This is a genomic window from Corynebacterium sp. UMB6689 (assembly GCF_030215295.1).
GTDB lineage: Bacteria > Actinomycetota > Actinomycetes > Mycobacteriales > Mycobacteriaceae > Corynebacterium > Corynebacterium aurimucosum.
In genome coordinates this window covers 50,375-68,573 of sequence record NZ_JASOLS010000012.1, presented here as the reverse complement: position 1 = coordinate 68,573, position 18,199 = coordinate 50,375, and the positions used below count along the sequence as shown (strand labels likewise).

Below are 18,199 nucleotides of genomic sequence, written 5' to 3'. Positions count from 1 at the left end.
ACCATGCTGGGCTGGCAGGATGACCGCGCACTGACGGATATCTTGGCAAAGAAGGATGCCGCGGCTTTCAAGCGCGCCTTCGGATACACCACGTGCGGGGAGCTGCTCAGCCACTATCCGCGCGACTACATCCGCCACAATAAGGACGTGGGCCTCGGCGGTGCTGAGGATGGTGATCACGTCACCATCACTGGCGTCATCGAAGAACTCCGCGTCAAGCACACCTCTAAAGCCATGGTGTTTATCCTCTACATGGATAGCGGAGTCCAGGCCTCCTTTTTCAATGCGCACTACGTGCAGCGCGTGCTGGGGCGCGGCATGCGCGTCATGCTCTCCGGCAAGCTGAAATACTTCCGGGGATACCCCAGCTTGCAGCACCCCGATTTTCTCATCCTCGACCCCGGCCGCTATCAGGAGTCCCTGCTGGATAGCACTACTGGGCAGGGGACAGGTTCGCTGAAGAAGCTCTCCCAGTTCGGCTCGCTGGAGACCTTCCTGCAGCGCGAATGGATTCCCGTGTACCCGGCTAGCGGAAAGGTGACGTCGTGGTACATCATGGGCGCTATCCATAAAGTGCTCGAGCACACCCCTCCGATCCCGGAGCCGCTGGACTATCGGATGATGGTGACGCTGGATCAAGCCGTGCGCGAGATCCACGAACCGGGTGATAGTGGCCCGGAGCGCGCTATCCAGCGCCTCAAGTACAACGAGGCCCTATCGGTGGGCCTAGTTATGGCCTTGCGTCAGCGCGATGTCAAGGCGCGCACGGCAACCCCGATGCCGGCAATTCTGGAAGGTTACCGCGATGAGCTGCTCAGCGAGCTACCCTTCGCGCTGACTGACGGTCAACGACGTGTCATCGGCGAGATCGACGCAGATCTGTGTGGCACCGCGCCCATGATGCGGCTGTTGCAAGGTGAGGTCGGTTCAGGCAAAACGCTCGTTGCCACCTGTGCCATGTTGCAGGCGGTTGATGCTGGAAAACAAGCTGCACTGCTTGCCCCGACGGAGGTACTGGCGGCGCAGCATGGGGCGTCGATTAGCGCCAGCGTTCCCGAAGGTGTCACCGTCACGGTCCTAACGGGTTCGATGAAGACGGCGCAGAAACGCAAAGCTTTGTTGGAGATTGTCTCTGGCGAGGCCGATATCGTGATTGGCACCCACGCCATCATCCAGGACAGCGTTGAATTCTTCGATTTGGGCCTCGTCATCGTGGATGAGCAGCACCGCTTTGGCGTCGAACAGCGCGATAGCCTGCGCACCAAAACTCGGGAGGGAACCAGCCCGCACCTGTTGGTGATGACTGCGACACCTATCCCGCGCACGATTGCCATGACGGTGTTCGGTGATCTAGCGGTATCGACGCTCAAGGAGCTGCCCGGTGGACGCAAACCTATCTTGTCCGCGGTGGTTCCCGAATGGAAGCCGGAGTGGGTACGCCGCGCCATCGAGCGCATCCGTGAAGAGGTAGGCAAGGGTCACCAGGCTTATATCGTCTGCCCGCGGATTGAAGGAGAGGGCGGTGTGGAAACCATGTCGGTCCAACTGCGCAACCTTCCCTTGCGCGGATTGCGAGTGGAGATGCTCCACGGCAAAATGCCCGATAAGGACCAAGTAATGGAGAGCTTCGCGCGCGGGGAGATTGATGTCCTCGTGGCCACCACGGTCATTGAAGTCGGCGTCGATGTTCCCAATGCCACCGTCATGCTGATCCGGGAATCGGAGAACTTTGGAGTCTCGCAGCTGCACCAGTTGCGCGGGCGCGTGGGACGCGGCGGCAATGAATCGGTGTGCCTGCTGCACACGACGGCTGAGCCTAATAGCAAGTCTTTCCGGCGTATCAAAGCTATCGCGGATACGCCATCTGGTTTTGACCTAGCTGAGCTCGACCTACAGCAACGCCACGAAGGCGATATCTTGGGAACACTGCAATCCGGTACGAAGCGCACGCTGAAGTTGCTGGACCTCATCAATGACCGGGACATCGTCGAGCGCACGCATGCTGATGCCGCCGCGTTGGTCGAGCGTAACCCTGAATTAGCGGAGGAACTGACGCACAACCTAAGCGCAGATGAACAGGGATTTTTGGAGAAAAACTAGGCTTGTCACCGCGGGAAACTGAGGGGAGATAGGGTAGAAGCCATGACCAGAATCATCGCCGGAGAAGCCCGCGGGCGCACCATCAAGGTGCCCGAAGCTGGGACGAGGCCCACGTCCGACCGTGCCCGCGAGGGCCTTTTCTCATCGTTGAATGTGCGCTGGGGGTTTATTGATTCCCGCGTGTTGGATCTCTTTGCTGGTTCCGGCGCCTTAGGCCTTGAGGCAGCTAGCCGTGGCGCTGAGGAAGTCGTCCTCGTGGAGAATAATGCCGCGGCCGTGAAAGTCATTCGCCACAATATTGGGGTGGTGAAGCACCCGCGCGTGGAAGTACGAGAAATGAAAGCCTCGTCATACCTTGCCACCGCACCGCGCGGCTACTTCGACATGGTGCTCGCGGATCCGCCCTATGAGTTCGATGATGTTGATGGTCTTCTCGCCGCCATCGAGCCGGTGCTGGATGATGCCGCGATAGTTGTCATCGAGCGCCACGTGGACTCGCCGCACACACAGTGGCCAGATGGCTTTGAGCCCACCGGTCAGAAGCTTAAGAAGCGGACCTTTGGCATCGCGCGTTTTGATATGGCGATCTATCACCGCAGTGTGGATAGCTCGAAGATCGATACCACCGGAACCCAGGAGGTCTAGCCATGCCGACTCACGCCGTATGCCCTGGCTCTTTTGATCCCATCACGCTGGGGCACGTCGACGTTTTTAATCGTGCCAGCGAGCTTTTTGACAAGGTCACGGTGCTGGTGACGGGAAACCCCGACAAGCCTTCTGGGCTGTTTAGCGTGGAGGAGCGCGTGGACCTTATTCGCCGTACCGTTTCCCCGGAGATCGAGGTGGACTGGTGGGGCGGATTGTTGGTGGATTACACCAGCGCCCATGGCATAGACACGATTGTGAAGGGCTTGCGCTCCTCCTTGGATTATGAGTATGAGCTGCCGATGGCGCAGATGAACCGGCGCCTTTCCGGAATCGATACCGTCTTTTTGCTCACGGATGAGAAATACGGATATATCTCTTCTTCGCTGTGCAAGCAGGTGGCGCAGTACGGCGGTGATGTTACGGGTATGTTCCCGGATCATGTGGCTGCCGCAGTGATGGAACGCTACCGAGGCTAAAGGGATATGTCTGTACTGGCAATACCCCTCGTTGTCCTACTTACCGTCATCGCTGGCTCGTGCTTGCAGCGAGTCTCCGGCATGGGCCTGGGCCTCATTGGTGGGCCCATCCTGACGCTTTTCCTCGGCCCCGTCGAAGGCATCATGGTCATCAACGTCTTGGCCTGCCTCAATGCCATCCTCACGACCTATTCGATGCGTGAGAATGTGGACTGGGGAAAGTGGCTGCGCATCGGTCCTTTCATGGTCCTCGGCTCAATTCCGGCGGCGCTGCTCATCGCCCGTATTGATACTGCAGCGTTGTTGGTTCTGGTTGGTGCCGCCTTATTGATTGCGCTGGCCGTGGTGGTCTTTGGGCGCAAGTTCGTCCCGGAGATGAGTGGCACGGGCCCGGCCATCTCCGCGGGTATTTTGGGCGGGTTCACCAATACCCTGGCCGGCGTGGCTGGCCCGGTCATCACGGTCTATGCCCAGGCCGCGCGGTGGCCCAAGGAGGTTCTCGCGCCGACCCTGCAGCCCTGCTTTGTCATCGGCGGATTGTCCTCTGTTCTGACGAAGTACTTCTTGGGCTCCGGCGGCTTTGACGGTTTGCACTGGCTGGTGTGGCCCTGCGGGGTAATTGGAATGTGCGTTGGCATTCTCTTAGGAAAGAAGATTGCTGGGCGCGTCTCTCGGGACAAGGCCCATAAGCTATCACTGTGGCTGGCCAGCCTAGGAGCGCTCAGCGCATTGCTGCGAGGCCTTTTTACTCTGGGTGCTTAAACAGCGTCTCGGTATGGTGGAGTCCATGGCGAAATTCAAGATTGAGGACGCGCTCGCCCTGCGAGCTGGCAAAAATTTTCAGATTGACTCGGTTGATGCCTCGGCAACGCCTGGCTTCGACGGCGATAAAGCGGCGCTCGACGCCCGCTTCTCCAAGTATGACGATGAGCTCTATGAGCTGCAGGAGCGGCTTTTTGCCAACGGCCGCAGCTACGGTGAGGACGCCCCGGCGGTGCTCATCGTCCTGCAGGGCATGGATACCTCGGGCAAGGGCGGTGCTATCCGCCACGTGTTGAGCACCTTTGACCCGCAAGGAACCACGACCGTCGGCTTCGGTAAACCCACCGAAGAGGAGCTAGAGCATGACTTCCTGTGGCGCATCCGCAAACACGACCCGCAGCCGGGACAAATCGTGGCCTTCGACCGCTCCCACTACGAGGATGTCCTCATTCAGCGCGTGCACGAGTGGGTGGATGAAGAAGAGGTGGATCGGCGCATCGAGGCCATCCGTGACTATGAGCTGGAATTAACGGCCAGGGGAGTCAAGGTCATCAAAATCTTCCTTCACTTGTCCAAGGAAGCCCAGAAGGAGAATCTGCTGGAGCGCACGGAGCGGGAGGATAAGTTCTGGAAATACGACCCGGCTGATGTGGAGGAGCGCGCCTATTGGGATGAGTACATGTCGGCCTACGAGGATGCTATTCAGCGCACGGATGAAAACTACGCGCCCTGGTACGTCATTCCTACCGATAACAAGAAGTATGCCCGGATGGCGCTGAAGTTTCTCATCGTGGATCTCCTGCGCCACCTAGATCTGGAATGGCCGGCGCCCGACTTTGATCCGGAAGTCGAGCGCCAGCGTATTAAGGACGCTGACTAAGAGCTAGTCGCTCTTTGTGCCATCGACGTCGCTGGCCAGCTCGCGGGCGGCGGCGTTAAACGCATCCAGAACAGACAGCAGCGCTTCTTGCGCGTTGATGATGCCGAGGTTGAGCGCGTGAAAGAGCTGGTCCTCGTTCAGACCAGCGGTGGTGACGAAGCACGCATCACCGCGCAGCTCAACCTCATCCTCAGCTAAACCAACGAGCGCGCGCCCATCGAAAGCACCGGAATTGAACTCGTTGCAGAGCACATGGAAGATGGGGAGCATCTCCGCATTGAGCTGTGTGGACAGCACGCTCTCGATGCGCACGAGGCCCTCTTCCACGGTGATGACCCAGTCAAGGTCGTTGAGGCGGGCAACTGCGGTTGTCGCATCTTCTGGGTGCGCGGTGGCTGCCATATCCAGCTCGGCGCCGTTGAGCACGCTCAACACGCGGTCCCGGCCGACGGCGGCCAGCGGTGATCCGGAGAGAATGTCGAAAGGATCGGAACTGCCGGATGCATTCTGGTTCTGATGTGGGTCCTGGCTCATGCTTGCTCCTCCTTATCCCAGGTGACAGCCTGCGGGAAGCACTGTGCCACGACGTCGAAGATCTCAGCGAAGCTGGCCAGTGAACTCAGCAGGAAATGGCCGAGCTGAGCCAAGGAGAGGCCTTCGCCCACGCCCATGGCGCGGTTGGCGCCTAGGTGGATCTCCGCGTTACCCTTCGCATCCTCTTCTACGAGGAAGTTCAGGGTGGGCGCAACGCTGGCCCAGTTCAGCTCCGCCACCACGGCGGCCACCTCCGGTTCGAGGTGTGCTGGAAGAGTGCCCTCCCACGAGGCGAAGGCACTGAGTACCTCGCCTTCAGCGTCGAGCTCACAGTGCACTGCGATATGGGGGACACCGGTCTGCAGCACGCGGCGCGCGGAATCGGCACTGTCGGCGCCAGTGTCAGCGTCGTCTTCTGGCTCTGGGGTTGCCTCGATGAGTGCATAGTCGGCGGCGATAAGCTCGCACAACTGCGCCAACCGGTCGATGGTGACCGGCTCAACCACGTGGAGATCGGTCACTGCTGCTCACCCTGAGCACCCTCGGCCCCCTCGCCCGCCTGCGCGGCTGACTCGGAACCGAGCTTGGCCATTTCTTCGGCAGCGGCGACCATGGCGTTCTGGGCGTTGATGACGCCGTCCACAGAGGCGCGCAGTGCGGCCGCGAGTTGTTCATCGGTCATTCCGGCCGCGCAAGGAATGTCAGCCTCGGTGCGTACGAGCAGCATGCCATCGAAGTCAGCAATGACGGCGCGTGCCCCCATAGCCACGGAGTTGATCTGGTTAGCGGCCAAGAAAAGACCTGCGTCTGCCTTGGCATAGTTGATGTCCGTCGGAACATCGCAGCGCACGATAGCAACGCTCTCCAGGACGGCGAACATGCACGGCAGACCGTTGAGATTAGCGGTCGCGGCGTCGTCGCGACCGGTGACCGGCTCGAGTTCGATGTCGAAGGTCTTCATCGCCTCGATGATGCGGTCGAGGGTGACCTCCGGCAGTGCGTGCGGATCCTCGGCGGTAGGCGTTGTCGGATTAGTCATGGTTGTGCTCCTTCCAGGTGACAAGCTGCGGGTACTGCTGTTCCATCCACTCGAAGGATTGCAACACAGCATCCAGGGTGGACATGACGAACGCGCCGAGCTGGTTGCGGGATGCACCATGGGTCACGTCCAGATCGCGTGCACCGGAGACCGCCAAAGCGTTGTCTGGCGCTTCGAAGAAGCGGAACGTCGGCGTGAAGTGGTCCTGGTTCCATGCGTTGATGTGCATGAGCAACGCAGGGCCTTCGGAGGCGGGGACAGAGCCGCGCCATACGGAATCGACGATGAGAGAGGAGCCAACGAGCTGGAAGGCGATGGCGGCGTTGGAGAAGCCGGTGCGCAAGAGGTTGACCGTTTGGCCGTCTTGAGTCTTCTGCTCTTCGATGCGGTATTCCAAGCCTTCTGACTCAAAGATTTCCGCTATGCGCTCGAGGCTGACTTCTTCGATGGGTGTGTCAGGCTGCAGCTGGCGCTGCTGCGCGTGGTCATGGTTAGTGGTGTCCGTCAATTCTTCTACTCACTTCGCTACATTTTTCTTAATCTTTTCCGGCCCCGACACTACCGGAGCCGTCTTCCCCGGGTGCGCAGGTGGGGGCCTCGACGAGTTTTTCGCCACCGAGCTCGTGGGCGAGCGCTGGAGCGATGTCGGGGTAGCGGAAGGTGTGGCCCAGCGCTTCCGCGCGCGTGGGAAGGACCTTTTGGTTGGCCAGTGCCAGCTCACGCGCACCTTCCTTACCCAGCAGTAGCGCTGGACCGACGCTGGGAATGGGGATGACGGTCGGCCGGTGAAGGAGTGAGCCGAGGGCATCCACATAATCGCGATTGAGCACCGGGGTGGGAGAGACCGCGTTGATGGCACCGCTCCAGGCAGGGTCGAGGGCGGCGCGGACGAACATATCTGAGAGATCATCCTGCGCAACCCAGCTATTCCACATGGTGCCCTTGCCAAATGCACCGCCTAGGCCAGTAGAAAACAGCGCCCGCAGCAGCGGCAGGATTCCCGCGTTGGCAGATTGCACGATGCCGGTGCGCAGGTTCACCACTCGTTTCCCGGCCTCACGTGCCGGCGCGCAAGCATCCTCCCACGCCGACACGACATCGGCCAAAAAGCCCTCACCACGCTCCGAGCCTTCGGTCAGTTCTTCATCGCCCCGGTCCGGGCCGTAGATACCGATAGCGGAAGAACAGACCATCGCAGTCACGGAGGGAGTCTCGGCCGCCAGCTGCGCCAGCAGGTGAGTAGGGCCTACACGTGAATCCCGAATAGCTTCCTTGTGCGCGGTATTAAAGCGCCCGAAAATCGGCTCGCCGGCCAGGTGGATGAGGATATCAACGCCGTCCAGCAAATCTTTGGCGGGCACAGTAGGCCGCCACAGGCGCTCGCCGGCACCTGGTTTAGAGCGCACGAGCGGAATGACGGTGTGGCCCAAGGTGCCGAGCTGTGCGGCCACAGCAGTGCCTACCGTGCCGTGCGTACCAGTTATTGCTATTGTGCGGGGCTCGGCGTTGAGAGCACCCAGCCGCTGAGCAAAGCGAAAGTCCTCAATGAGCTGCTGCTGCCGGTAGGCAAAAATCGATTCCACTGCCCCCGTGGGGATGCGGGTGTCCACCTTGTCGGTGATGAGTGTGCCCTCTGGGTGGTCTTCAAAGACGTGTTCGTGGCGCCAATTGGCCAGCGAACGGAAGGGGGCGTTGATGCAGACATCAGCGAAAGAACGCCGCGGCTGGTACCTACTCAAATCATGCCGGGCGACCCATTTCAAACCACCAGGAAACCCCAAGATAGAAGTCCCATCAGCTAATGACTCGGCCTGCTGCAGGGGAGTCATGAAACCGAAAGGCGCGGTGAGGCGCGCGAGCGCTCCCGGGCGGGTGTGCCATTGCCAAACCTCTTCGCGCGGGGCTGGAACAACGTGCTGGGTAGTAAAACTCACTGTCTAGGGACCTGCCTCAAAAGATTCGGGGTGCGAGGGCGTACACAGCACGCCTGAAGAGTGCTATGGTTAGTGCTGGCTTTCAAGCATAGACAAGTCCTTTTAACCATTGTCCGACATCCTTTAAAGACCGCACCGTGAGGCGGGGAAGGAGGTCACGATGAGTGAAACCGGCACCCACGCGGAGTCCAACGAGCTGTTGAGCTCGAAAGACGTCGCGCGCACTGTCGCACGCATCGCGCACCAGATCATTGAAAAGACGGCGCTAGATTCGAGTGATTCCGCTCGAGTCCTGCTCTTAGGCATTCCCTCTGGTGGCGTGCCGTTGGCGCAGCGCCTTGCCGAAAAAATTGAGGAATTCTCCGGGGTGGAGGTTCCTTGGGGCTCCCTAGACATCACGCTGTACCGCGATGATCTCTATGCCCGCCCGCACCGTGCATTGCAGCCTACGACGGTGCCCGACGGCGGCATCGACGGCGCCACCGTCATTCTTGTCGACGACGTCTTATACTCCGGCCGCACTATCCGTGCCGCACTCGATGCCCTCGCGGACATCGGCCGTCCCGACATCATCCAACTCGCAGTCCTCGTGGACCGTGGACACCGCCAGGTCCCCATCCGTGCTGATTACGTGGGCAAGAACATTCCCACCGCGCGCGACGAGGACGTCACCGTGTACAACGCTGATATCGATGGCCGCGATGCCGTCGTTCTTACCCGCTTCACTGCACAGCCCGGCAAGGAGGCATAAATGAAGCACCTCATTAATATCGCCGACCACAGCGCCGAGGAGATCCTTGGGCTGATGGATGAGGCTGACCGTTTCCGGGAAGCCCTCGAAGGCCGCGAAGTCAAGAAGCTGCCCACGCTGCGCGGGCGCACCGTTTTCACCTTGTTCTATGAAAACTCCACCCGCACCCGTTCTTCTTTCGAAACGGCGGGTAAGTGGATGTCGGCTGATGTCATCAACCTCTCCGCGTCGACGTCTTCGGTCAAGAAGGGCGAGTCCCTCAAGGACACCGGGTTGACTTTGACGTCGATCGGCGCAGATGCCATCATCATGCGCCACCCTTCCTCGGGTGCTGCGCAGCAGCTCGCCGGCTGGGTGGCACCTGAAGGGCAGGGGCCGAGCGTCATCAACGCCGGCGATGGCTCTCACCAGCACCCCACGCAGGCGCTTCTCGACGCCGTCACGATGCGCCAGCGCCTGCACCTAGGAGCGGATCGATCCGCTGCAGGCACCGGCTTCGAGGGACTGAAAGTCACCATCGTTGGTGATTGCCTGCACTCCCGCGTCGTGCGCTCCAACGTGGACCTGTTGTCCACCCTGGGAGCCGAGGTCACGCTCGTCGCTCCGCCGACACTGTTGCCCTTCGGCGTGGACACTTGGCCGGTACGGGTTTCCCATGACTTCGACGCCGAGGTGCCGGAGGCGGACGTCGTCATGATGCTGCGCGTTCAGGCAGAGCGCATGAATGGTGGCTTTTTCCCCTCGCACCGCGAATACGCCTCCCTCTACGGGCTGTCCAAGGACCGCGCCGCGGCCATGAAGAAGGATGCCATCATCATGCACCCGGGCCCCATGGTTCGTGGCATGGAGATCAACTATGCCGTGGCCGACTTTGACAACACCGCAGTGCTCCAGCAGGTCAACAACGGTGTCCATGTGCGCATGGCCACCCTCTTTACGCTGCTGACGAACGGCGAGAACGCCGGTATCTAAATCGAGTTATCTCACATACCAACGAGGAGAGCTTTTCAGAAACCATGACTATTTATCCAGACACCGGCGTGCTCTCGGCTCCTGCGGCGGGCACCTTGCTCATCACCAACGTCCGCCCTTATGGCGAGGGCGAACCCACCAGCATCCTGATCAAGGATGGCGTTATCGAGGCCATCGGCACCGCCGCCGATGCCGGGGACGCCAGGGACGCCGGGGCCGTGACCCCGGCAGTTGAGGTGGACCGCACTATCGACGGTGGCGGCAACGTGCTGCTGCCAGGGCTGGTGGACATGCACGTTCACCTGCGTGAGCCGGGCCGCGAGGACACCGAGACCATCGAAACCGGCTCGCGCGCTGCCGCCAAGGGCGGCTTTACCGCCGTGTTCACCATGGCCAACACCTCACCGGTGACGGACCAGCCCATCATCGCCGAGTCCGTCTGGGCCAAGGGCCAGGCACGTGGCCTGTGCGACGTCCATCCGGTCGGCTCCATCACGAAGGGCCTCGAGGGCAAGACCCTGACCGAGTTTGGCATGATGGCCCGCTCGGACGCCAAGGTGCGCATGTTCTCTGATGACGGCAAGTGCGTCCAAGACCCGCAGCTCATGCGCCGTGCCTTGGAGTACGCCAAGGGCCTTGACGTCCTGCTGGCCCAGCACGCAGAGGACCACCGCATGACCGAAGGCGCTAGCGCCCACGAGGGCGAGGTTGCGGCCCGCCTGGGCTTGCGCGGCTGGCCGCGCGTCGCTGAGGAATCCATCGTCGCCCGCGACGCCCTACTCGCGCGTGATTACGGCAACCGCATGCACATCTGCCACGCTTCGACGAAGGGCACCGTGGAGCTGCTCAAGTGGGCCAAGGAACAGGGTATTCCGCTGACCGCCGAGGTGACCCCGCACCACCTGCTGCTGACCGATGACAAGCTGGTGACCTACGACGGCGTCTACCGCGTCAACCCACCGTTGCGCGAGGAATCCGACGCCCTGGCCCTGCGCCAGGCCTTGCTTGACGGGCTTATCGACGTCGTGGCCACAGACCACGCTCCGCACGGCAGCGAAGACAAGTGTGTCGAGTTCGAGCACGCTAAGCCGGGCATGCTGGGACTGGAATCCTCCCTTGCGGTCATCGCCAAGCTCTTCGTCGCCACCGGCCTGGCCGACTGGCGCTTCGTCGCCCGCGTCATGTCGGAGCGTCCGGCAGAGATTACTCGCCTGCCTGGTCATGGCCGCCCGATTGCGGTGGGCGAGCCAGCCAACCTCACCATCGTCGATCCCAAGCACAAGTGGGTGTCGGATTCCACGCGTCTGGCTTCGAAGTCGGAGAACAACCCCTATGAGGGGGAGGAATTCGGTGCACGCGTGGCCTACACCATCCTGCGTGGCGCGGTGACCTACGACCTAGCGGCTGAAAGCGCCAGCGAGGCGGCCGAGTAATCGGGATAATCGACAATCAGAGTTGCTCGACACTTAAGTAACCAACGCACGTCCCCAAAACAACCAACCCTTCACCGAGAAAATTCACTGAAAGGTTCAACACACAGTGACTTCCACTACCACCACCCCCGCCATCCTGGTCCTCGCTGATGGCCGCACCTTCCGAGGCTTCGGCTTCGGCGCCACCGGTACGACTCTGGGCGAGGCCGTCTTCACCACCGCCATGACGGGCTACCAGGAGACCATGACGGACCCGTCTTACCACCGCCAGATCGTCGTCGCCTCTGCGCCGCAGATTGGCAATACGGGCTGGAACGATGAGGACAACGAGTCCCATGACGACAAGATCTGGGTTGCCGGCCTAGTTGTCCGTGATCTGGCCCGCCGCGTTTCCAACTGGCGTGCCGCCCGCTCCCTGCCGGAGGAGATGGAGAAGCAGGGAATCATCGGTATTGGGGGAATCGATACCCGCACTTTGGTGCGCCACCTGCGCAATCATGGCTCCATCAAGGCAGGTATCTTTTCCGGAGAGGCCGCTGAGCGGGACGTCGAGGAGCTCGTCTCTGAGGTCAAGAACCAACCTTCGATGGCCGGCCTTGACCTGTCCGAAGAAGTCTCGACCGATGAGGTCTATACCTTCCCAGCCGTAGGGGAGAAGCGCTTTACCGTCGTGGCCTATGACATGGGTGTCAAGACCGCCACCCCGAAGCACTTTGCCGAGCGCGGCATCGAGACCATCGTGGTTCCTGCCAACACCCCGTTCGAGACGATCAAGCAGTACAACCCAGATGGCGTGTTTGTCTCCAACGGTCCGGGTGACCCGGCTACCGCTGACACCATGGTCGGCATCGTGCGCGACATCCTTGCTGCTAAGTACCCCTTCTTCGGCATCTGCTTTGGCAACCAGATCCTCGGCCGTGCGCTGGGTATGGACACCTACAAGCTGAAGTTCGGCCACCGCGGCATCAACGTTCCGGTGCGCAACCAGCTGACCGGAAGGATCGATATCACCTCCCAGAACCACGGCTTTGCTTTGGCCAGCCCCTCGGGCAAGGAAGACCCGGCCGGTGAGGAGTTCGATACCGACTTCGGCCCGGCAGTGGTCTCCCACACTTGCCTCAACGACAACACCATCGAAGGTGTTGCGCTCAAGGATGGCATGGCGTACTCCGTGCAGTACCACCCTGAGTCCGCCGCCGGCCCACACGATGCCAACCCGCTCTTTGACCAGTTCATCGAGCTCATGACTGAAAAGTCCCCGAACAAGTAGAACGCAACCAGGAAAAGGAAGAAGAAACACATGCCAAAGCGCAACGACATCAATCACGTCCTGGTTATCGGCTCCGGTCCGATTGTTATTGGTCAGGCCTGCGAGTTCGACTACTCCGGCACCCAAGCCTGCCGCGTGCTCAAGGAGGAAGGCCTGCGCGTCACGCTGGTTAACTCCAACCCGGCAACGATCATGACGGACCCGGAGTTCGCCGACCACACCTATGTGGAGCCCATCGAGCCCGAGTTCATCGAGAAGATCTTCCAGAAGGAAAAGGAAGAGGGCAACCCCATCGACGCCGTGCTGGCAACCCTGGGCGGCCAGACCGCTCTGAACGCCGCGGTACAGTTGGACCGGCTGGGCATCCTCAAGAAGTACGATATCGAGCTCATCGGTGCTGATATCGACGCCATTGAGCGCGGCGAGGATCGTCAGAAATTCAAGGACATCGTGGCCTCCATCGGTGGCGAATCCGCGCGCTCCCGTGTTTGCCACACGATGGAGGAGGTCCACGAGACCGTTTCCGAGCTTGGCCTCCCGGTCGTTGTACGCCCATCGTTTACCATGGGCGGCTTGGGCTCCGGCCTGGCCTTTAACGAAGAGGACCTTGAGGGCATTGCCGGCGGTGGCTTGGCTGCCTCACCGGAGGCGAACGTCCTCATCGAGGAGTCCATCCTGGGCTGGAAGGAGTTCGAGCTCGAGCTCATGCGTGACGGCGACGATAACGTTGTGGTCATCGCTTCCATCGAGAACGTCGACGCCCTCGGCGTCCACACCGGTGACTCCGTGACCGTGGCCCCGGCATTGACCCTCACTGACCGCGAGTACCAGAAGATGCGCGACCAGGGTATCGCCATCATCCGCGAGGTCGGCGTCGACACCGGCGGCTGCAATATCCAGTTCGCTGTAAACCCGGATGACGGCCGCATCATCACCATTGAGATGAACCCGCGCGTGTCCCGCTCCTCCGCGCTGGCCTCTAAGGCCACCGGTTTCCCGATTGCCAAGCTGGCAGCCAAGCTGGCGATTGGCTACACCCTGGATGAGGTACGCAACGACATCACTGGCGTGACCCCGGCGGCCTTCGAGCCGACTCTGGACTACGTCATCGTCAAGGCCCCGCGCTTTGCTTTTGAGAAGTTCCCGGGCGCCGATGACACTCTGACCACCACGATGAAGTCTGTGGGCGAGGCCATGGGTATCGGCCGCAACTATATTTCCGGCCTGAACAAGGTCATGCGCTCGCTGGAGGGCAAGCCTTCTGGTTTCTGGACCAAGCCGGATGAGTACTTCGCTGGGGAGCGCGCAACGGACGTGGAGGCCGTTCTCAAGGACCTGGAGCGTCCGACCGAGGGCCGCATCTACGATGTCGAGCTGGCTCTGCGTCTCGGTGCCACGGTGGAGCAGTTGCACGAGCACTCGCACATCGACCCGTGGTTCCTCGCCGAGCTTGAGGCGCTTGTTGAGTTCCGCGAGGAGCTCGTGAGCGCGCCAGTCCTGGACGCTGAATTACTGCGCCGCGCTAAGGTCTTTGGCCTGTCCGACGCCCAGATCGCGGCTCTTCGCCCAGAGTTCGCCGGTGAGGATGGCGTGCGCTCCCTGCGCTGGTCTTTGGGCATTCGCCCGGTGTACAAGACCGTTGATACTTGTGCGGGCGAGTTTGAAGCCCAGACCCCGTACCACTACAGCGCTTATGAAATGGACCCGAACGCTGAGTCCGAGGTGCGCGAGAGCAGCGAGAAGACCAAGGGCAAGGTCATCATCTTAGGCTCCGGCCCGAACCGTATTGGCCAGGGCATCGAGTTTGATTACTCCTGCGTGCACGCCGCCCTCGAGCTTTCCTGTGAGGGCTACGAGACGGTCATGGTTAACTGCAACCCGGAGACGGTGTCGACTGACTATGACACCGCCGACCGTCTCTACTTCGAGCCGCTGACCTTCGAGGATGTCATGGAGGTTTACTACGCGGAGGCCGCTTGTGGTGAAGTTGCCGGCGTCATCGTTCAGCTGGGTGGCCAAACCCCGCTGGGCCTGGCTGAGCGCCTAACGGCTGCCGGCGTTCCGGTCGTGGGAACCTCGGCCGCTGCCATCGACTTGGCCGAGGACCGCGGTGAATTCGGCAAGGTGCTTGCCGAAGCCGAGCTGCCTGCACCGGCCTTCGGCACCGCTACCTCCTTTGAGGAGGCCCGCCAGGTCGCTTCGAATATCGGCTATCCGGTGCTGGTCCGCCCGTCCTACGTGCTGGGTGGCCGCGGCATGGAGATCGTCTACGACGAGGATTCGCTGCGCGATTACATCGAGCGCGCTACCGAGATCACCTCGGATCACCCAGTCTTGGTCGACCGTTTCCTAGATAACGCCATTGAGATCGACGTCGACGCGCTGTGTGACGGCGAGGAGGTCTACCTCGGCGGAGTCATGGAGCACATCGAGGAAGCAGGTATCCACTCCGGTGACTCCTCCTGTGCGCTGCCACCGATGACGCTGGGGCCGGAGGATATTGAGAAGGTGCGGGAGTCGACGCGTCGCCTAGCGCACGGCATCGGCGTCAAGGGCCTGATGAACGTTCAGTACGCCCTGAAGGATGACACTCTCTATGTCATCGAGGCCAACCCGCGTGCCTCCCGTACCGTGCCCTTCGTCTCCAAGGCCACCGGCGTGCCGCTGGCTAAGGCTGCCGCACGCGTCATGCTGGGTGCGTCCATTGCGGAGCTGCGCGAGGAAGGCATCATTCCGTCCACTTACGACGGTGGTTCCCTGCCGCTGGAGCACCCGATTGCGGTCAAGGAAGCCGTGCTGCCGTTTAACCGCTTCCGTCGCCCCGACGGCCAGCTGCTGGATACCTTGCTTTCTCCAGAGATGAAGTCCACCGGCGAGGTGATGGGCTTGGCTGATAACTTCGGTGCCGCCTATGCCAAGGGTGAGATGGCCGCCTTCGGTGAGCTGCCCACCGAGGGCACCGTGTTCGTCTCCGTGGCCAACCGCGATAAGCGCACCCTTATCTTCCCGATTCAGCGGCTGGCCTACATGGGCTACACCATCGTGGCCACTGCCGGTACCGCGCAGATGTTGCGCCGCAACGGCGTCGAGTGCGAGGTGGCCCGGAAGGTCTCGGAAGCTGGGGAGGGTGAGGAGTCCATCGTGGACCAGATCCTCGGCGGCAAGGTCGACCTCATCCTCAACACCCCGGCAGGCTCCGCCGGCGCCCGTCACGATGGCTATGACATCCGCGCCGCTGCGGTATCCGTGGGTGTTCCACTGGTGACCACCGTCCAAGGCGTGACCGCAGCCGTGCAGGGCATCGAAGCCCTGCGCCGCGGAGACCTCAAGGTACGCGCGCTGCAGGAGCTTAAGCATGACCCAGCCAACTAGGAAGACGCCGTCTTTCGGCGAGCGCCTCGTGGCAGCCGGTGCGGAGCGCGGGCGCCTGTGCGTGGGCATCGACCCCCACCCGCACTTGCTGGAGGCCTGGGGCCTGTCGGTTGATGTGGATGGTCTGCGCACGTTTACGCTGCGCTGTGTAGAGGCTTTCGCGGAGACCGCGGCGGTGGTGAAGCCGCAGGTGGCCTTCTTTGAGCGTTTCGGCTCTCGCGGTTTCGCTGTACTCGAGGAGGCCCTGGCGGGCCTTCGAGAGCAGGGCTGTTTGAGCCTAGCGGACGCGAAGCGCGGTGACATCGGTTCTACCATGGCGGGCTACGCACAGGCCTGGCTGGGGGAGGACTCGCCGCTGCGGTCCGATGCTGTGACGGTCTCGCCCTACCTTGGTGTGGGCGCTTTGAGCCCAGTCTTCGACCTAGCGGAGGACACTGGACGAGGGGTCTTTGTCCTTGCGGCGACCTCCAACCCGGAGGCCGTGGCGTTGCAGTCGTTGAGTGTCGACGGCCGCAGCGTGGCGCAACGAGTCGTCGATGAGCTTGCGCAGCGCAATGCGTCTGCGGCTGGGCCAGACAACACCGTGGGTGCTCTCGGCGTGGTCGTGGGCGCGACGTTGGAGGCTCCGCCTGCATTAGACCAATTAAACGGTCCAGTGCTGCTTCCGGGAGTCGGCGCCCAAGGCGCAACGCCCGCGGATGTAAGGCAACTCACCGCAGCGGCACCTAAACTGGGCTTTGCTAACGTCTCCAGGGCCATTCTTTCGCAGGGGCCTAATGTCTCTGACCTGCGGAAAGCCGTAGTGGATACGGCGGCGGAGTTCCGGCACTAATACTCAGACCAGGTAGCGGCGTGCTGGATTAACAGGAGCGCCGTTTACCTGGTATTTTGTTTAAGGCATGTGCGTTGACGTGCAGGAACCTTTAAATGAAAGGGGCCGCGTTGCGTCACCGCGTACAGACCAGTGCTAGGATTGCCAGAAGTCGGTTCGTGGAGGTAGCAAAAGCTATCCCGCGCTGGGGAAATCTTCCCACCGTGAGCCGAGATTCTGGTGCTAGCCATCAGATGACAATGTTCGTACTAATGAAATCGGAGGAAACCCGTGGCCCTTCCCAAGTTGACAGATGAGCAACGCAAAGAAGCTCTCGCAAAGGCCGCTGAGGCCCGCAAGGCTCGCGCTGAGCTCAAGGCTGCGTTGAAGCGCGGCGAGACCAACCTGCAGGAAGTTCTGGAGAAGGCCGAGACCGACGAGATCATCGGCAAGACCAAGGTCTCCGCTCTCCTCGAGGCTCTGCCGAAGGTTGGCAAGGTCAAGGCCAAGGAAATCATGGAGGACCTGGAGATTGCTCAGACCCGTCGCCTGCGTGGCCTGGGTGACCGTCAGCGCCGCGCCCTGCTCGAGCGTTTCGGCTACGGCGAGTAATTAGCACAATGGCTGACGAAACTGCACGCGGGCGCCTGGTCGTTCTGGCCGGGCCGTCCGCTGTGGGTAAGTCCACTGTGGTTTCGCGCCTGCGTGATGATGTTGACAACCTCTACTTCAGCGTCTCAATGACGACGCGCCAACCCCGCCCCGGCGAGACTGATGGGGTGGATTACTTCTTTGTCTCCCCGGAGGCTTTCCAAGAACACATTGACGCCGGTGACATGCTCGAATGGGCTGAGATCCACGGTGGTTTGCAGCGCTCCGGGACGCCGGCTCAGCCGGTGCAGGAAGCGATGGTGGCCGGCCGTCCGGTGTTGGTGGAGGTTGATCTTGCAGGCGCCCGCAACGTGAAGGCGGCGATGCCGGAGGCGGAAACCGTGTTTCTCGCCCCACCATCCTGGGAAGTTCTGGTTGAGCGCCTAACTGGGCGCGGGACCGAACCGCAGGATGTCATTGACCGCAGACTGCATACTGCAGAGACGGAACTTGCCGCGCAAAAGGAATTCGACCACATCGTTGTGAATGAAGATCTCGATGAGGCCGTTGCTGCAATTAGTGCTATCCTGCGTGGATAGACCACGATTTTGACCATCTACCAACAG

General features: G+C 61.3%; 18 protein-coding genes. 13 read left to right on the top strand and 5 right to left on the bottom strand.

Features of this window, described 5'->3' with window-relative positions:
- Positions 1-3 precede the first annotated feature (3 nt).
- The 5 genes from QP363_RS08220 to QP363_RS08200 are packed head-to-tail and all read left to right on the top strand — an operon-like array spanning position 4 to position 4,866.
- Complete coding sequence (locus QP363_RS08220; RefSeq protein ID WP_070643409.1) at positions 4-2,100, top strand: ATP-dependent DNA helicase RecG; 2,097 nt, start codon at positions 4-6, stop codon at positions 2,098-2,100.
- A 42-nt stretch (positions 2,101-2,142) separates the two neighbouring features.
- The gene (gene rsmD, locus QP363_RS08215; RefSeq protein ID WP_284763929.1) at positions 2,143-2,745 is read left to right on the top strand and encodes a 16S rRNA (guanine(966)-N(2))-methyltransferase RsmD; all 603 of its coding nucleotides are present in this window, start codon (positions 2,143-2,145) and stop codon (positions 2,743-2,745) included.
- Between the two features lie 2 nt (positions 2,746-2,747).
- On the top strand, positions 2,748-3,224 hold the full coding sequence (coaD, locus tag QP363_RS08210; RefSeq protein ID WP_070444976.1) for a pantetheine-phosphate adenylyltransferase: 477 nt from the start codon (positions 2,748-2,750) through the stop codon (positions 3,222-3,224).
- A 6-nt stretch (positions 3,225-3,230) separates the two neighbouring features.
- Positions 3,231-3,986 (top strand): sulfite exporter TauE/SafE family protein, encoded by a 756-nt coding sequence (locus tag QP363_RS08205; RefSeq protein ID WP_070444973.1) that lies wholly within the window; start codon positions 3,231-3,233, stop codon positions 3,984-3,986.
- A 25-nt stretch (positions 3,987-4,011) separates the two neighbouring features.
- Positions 4,012-4,866, top strand: coding sequence for a PPK2 family polyphosphate kinase (locus QP363_RS08200; protein ID WP_201828279.1), 855 nt, complete (start codon positions 4,012-4,014; stop codon positions 4,864-4,866).
- A gap of 3 nt (positions 4,867-4,869) precedes the next feature.
- Here QP363_RS08200 and QP363_RS08195 read toward each other — a convergent pair whose 3' ends face one another.
- Genes QP363_RS08195 through QP363_RS08175 form a run of 5 tightly spaced genes read right to left on the bottom strand, consistent with a single transcriptional unit; the run spans position 4,870 to position 8,373 of the window.
- A complete protein-coding gene (locus tag QP363_RS08195) occupies positions 4,870-5,400 on the bottom strand; it encodes a hypothetical protein (protein WP_284763927.1) in 531 nt (176 codons plus the stop codon).
- Positions 5,397-5,921 (bottom strand): hypothetical protein, encoded by a 525-nt coding sequence (locus tag QP363_RS08190; RefSeq protein WP_284763926.1) that lies wholly within the window; start codon positions 5,919-5,921, stop codon positions 5,397-5,399. The genes QP363_RS08195 and QP363_RS08190 overlap by 4 nt, the downstream gene beginning before the upstream one ends.
- Positions 5,918-6,439 carry a YbjN domain-containing protein gene (locus QP363_RS08185; RefSeq protein ID WP_284763925.1) on the bottom strand — a complete coding sequence of 174 codons (522 nt, stop codon included), beginning with the start codon at positions 6,437-6,439 and terminating at the stop codon, positions 5,918-5,920. The genes QP363_RS08190 and QP363_RS08185 overlap by 4 nt, the downstream gene beginning before the upstream one ends.
- Complete coding sequence (locus QP363_RS08180) at positions 6,432-6,947, bottom strand: YbjN domain-containing protein (RefSeq protein ID WP_070444958.1); 516 nt, start codon at positions 6,945-6,947, stop codon at positions 6,432-6,434. The genes QP363_RS08185 and QP363_RS08180 overlap by 8 nt, the downstream gene beginning before the upstream one ends.
- A gap of 28 nt (positions 6,948-6,975) precedes the next feature.
- Positions 6,976-8,373, bottom strand: a complete 1,398-nt coding sequence (locus QP363_RS08175) for a TIGR01777 family oxidoreductase (protein ID WP_284763923.1) — start codon at positions 8,371-8,373, stop codon at positions 6,976-6,978.
- A gap of 160 nt (positions 8,374-8,533) precedes the next feature.
- Here QP363_RS08175 and pyrR point away from each other — a divergent pair, with 160 nt between their 5' ends.
- The 8 genes from pyrR (at position 8,534) to gmk (ending at position 18,172) form a co-directional block, all read left to right on the top strand.
- A complete protein-coding gene (gene pyrR / locus QP363_RS08170) occupies positions 8,534-9,124 on the top strand; it encodes a bifunctional pyr operon transcriptional regulator/uracil phosphoribosyltransferase PyrR (RefSeq protein WP_201828275.1) in 591 nt (196 codons plus the stop codon).
- Entirely contained in the window at positions 9,125-10,096 is a 972-nt protein-coding gene (locus QP363_RS08165; RefSeq protein WP_201828274.1) for an aspartate carbamoyltransferase catalytic subunit, read from the top strand.
- A gap of 44 nt (positions 10,097-10,140) precedes the next feature.
- Positions 10,141-11,529, top strand: a complete 1,389-nt coding sequence (locus QP363_RS08160) for a dihydroorotase (protein WP_284763919.1) — start codon at positions 10,141-10,143, stop codon at positions 11,527-11,529.
- Between the two features lie 106 nt (positions 11,530-11,635).
- Positions 11,636-12,799: a glutamine-hydrolyzing carbamoyl-phosphate synthase small subunit gene (gene carA, locus QP363_RS08155; RefSeq protein ID WP_284763917.1), complete on the top strand. Its 1,164-nt coding sequence runs from the start codon at positions 11,636-11,638 to the stop codon at positions 12,797-12,799.
- Positions 12,800-12,829: 30 nt separating this feature from the next.
- Positions 12,830-16,171, top strand: a complete 3,342-nt coding sequence (gene carB / locus QP363_RS08150) for a carbamoyl-phosphate synthase large subunit (RefSeq protein WP_284763915.1) — start codon at positions 12,830-12,832, stop codon at positions 16,169-16,171.
- Positions 16,155-17,003, top strand: coding sequence for an orotidine-5'-phosphate decarboxylase (pyrF, locus tag QP363_RS08145; RefSeq protein ID WP_144657714.1), 849 nt, complete (start codon positions 16,155-16,157; stop codon positions 17,001-17,003). Before carB ends, pyrF begins: the two co-directional genes overlap by 17 nt.
- 270 nt (positions 17,004-17,273) lie before the next feature.
- Positions 17,274-17,594, top strand: coding sequence for an integration host factor, actinobacterial type (gene mihF / locus QP363_RS08140; RefSeq protein ID WP_010186801.1), 321 nt, complete (start codon positions 17,274-17,276; stop codon positions 17,592-17,594).
- 8 nt (positions 17,595-17,602) lie between these two features.
- On the top strand, positions 17,603-18,172 hold the full coding sequence (gene gmk / locus QP363_RS08135; RefSeq protein WP_070444933.1) for a guanylate kinase: 570 nt from the start codon (positions 17,603-17,605) through the stop codon (positions 18,170-18,172).
- The last annotated feature ends 27 nt before the right edge of the window (positions 18,173-18,199 follow it).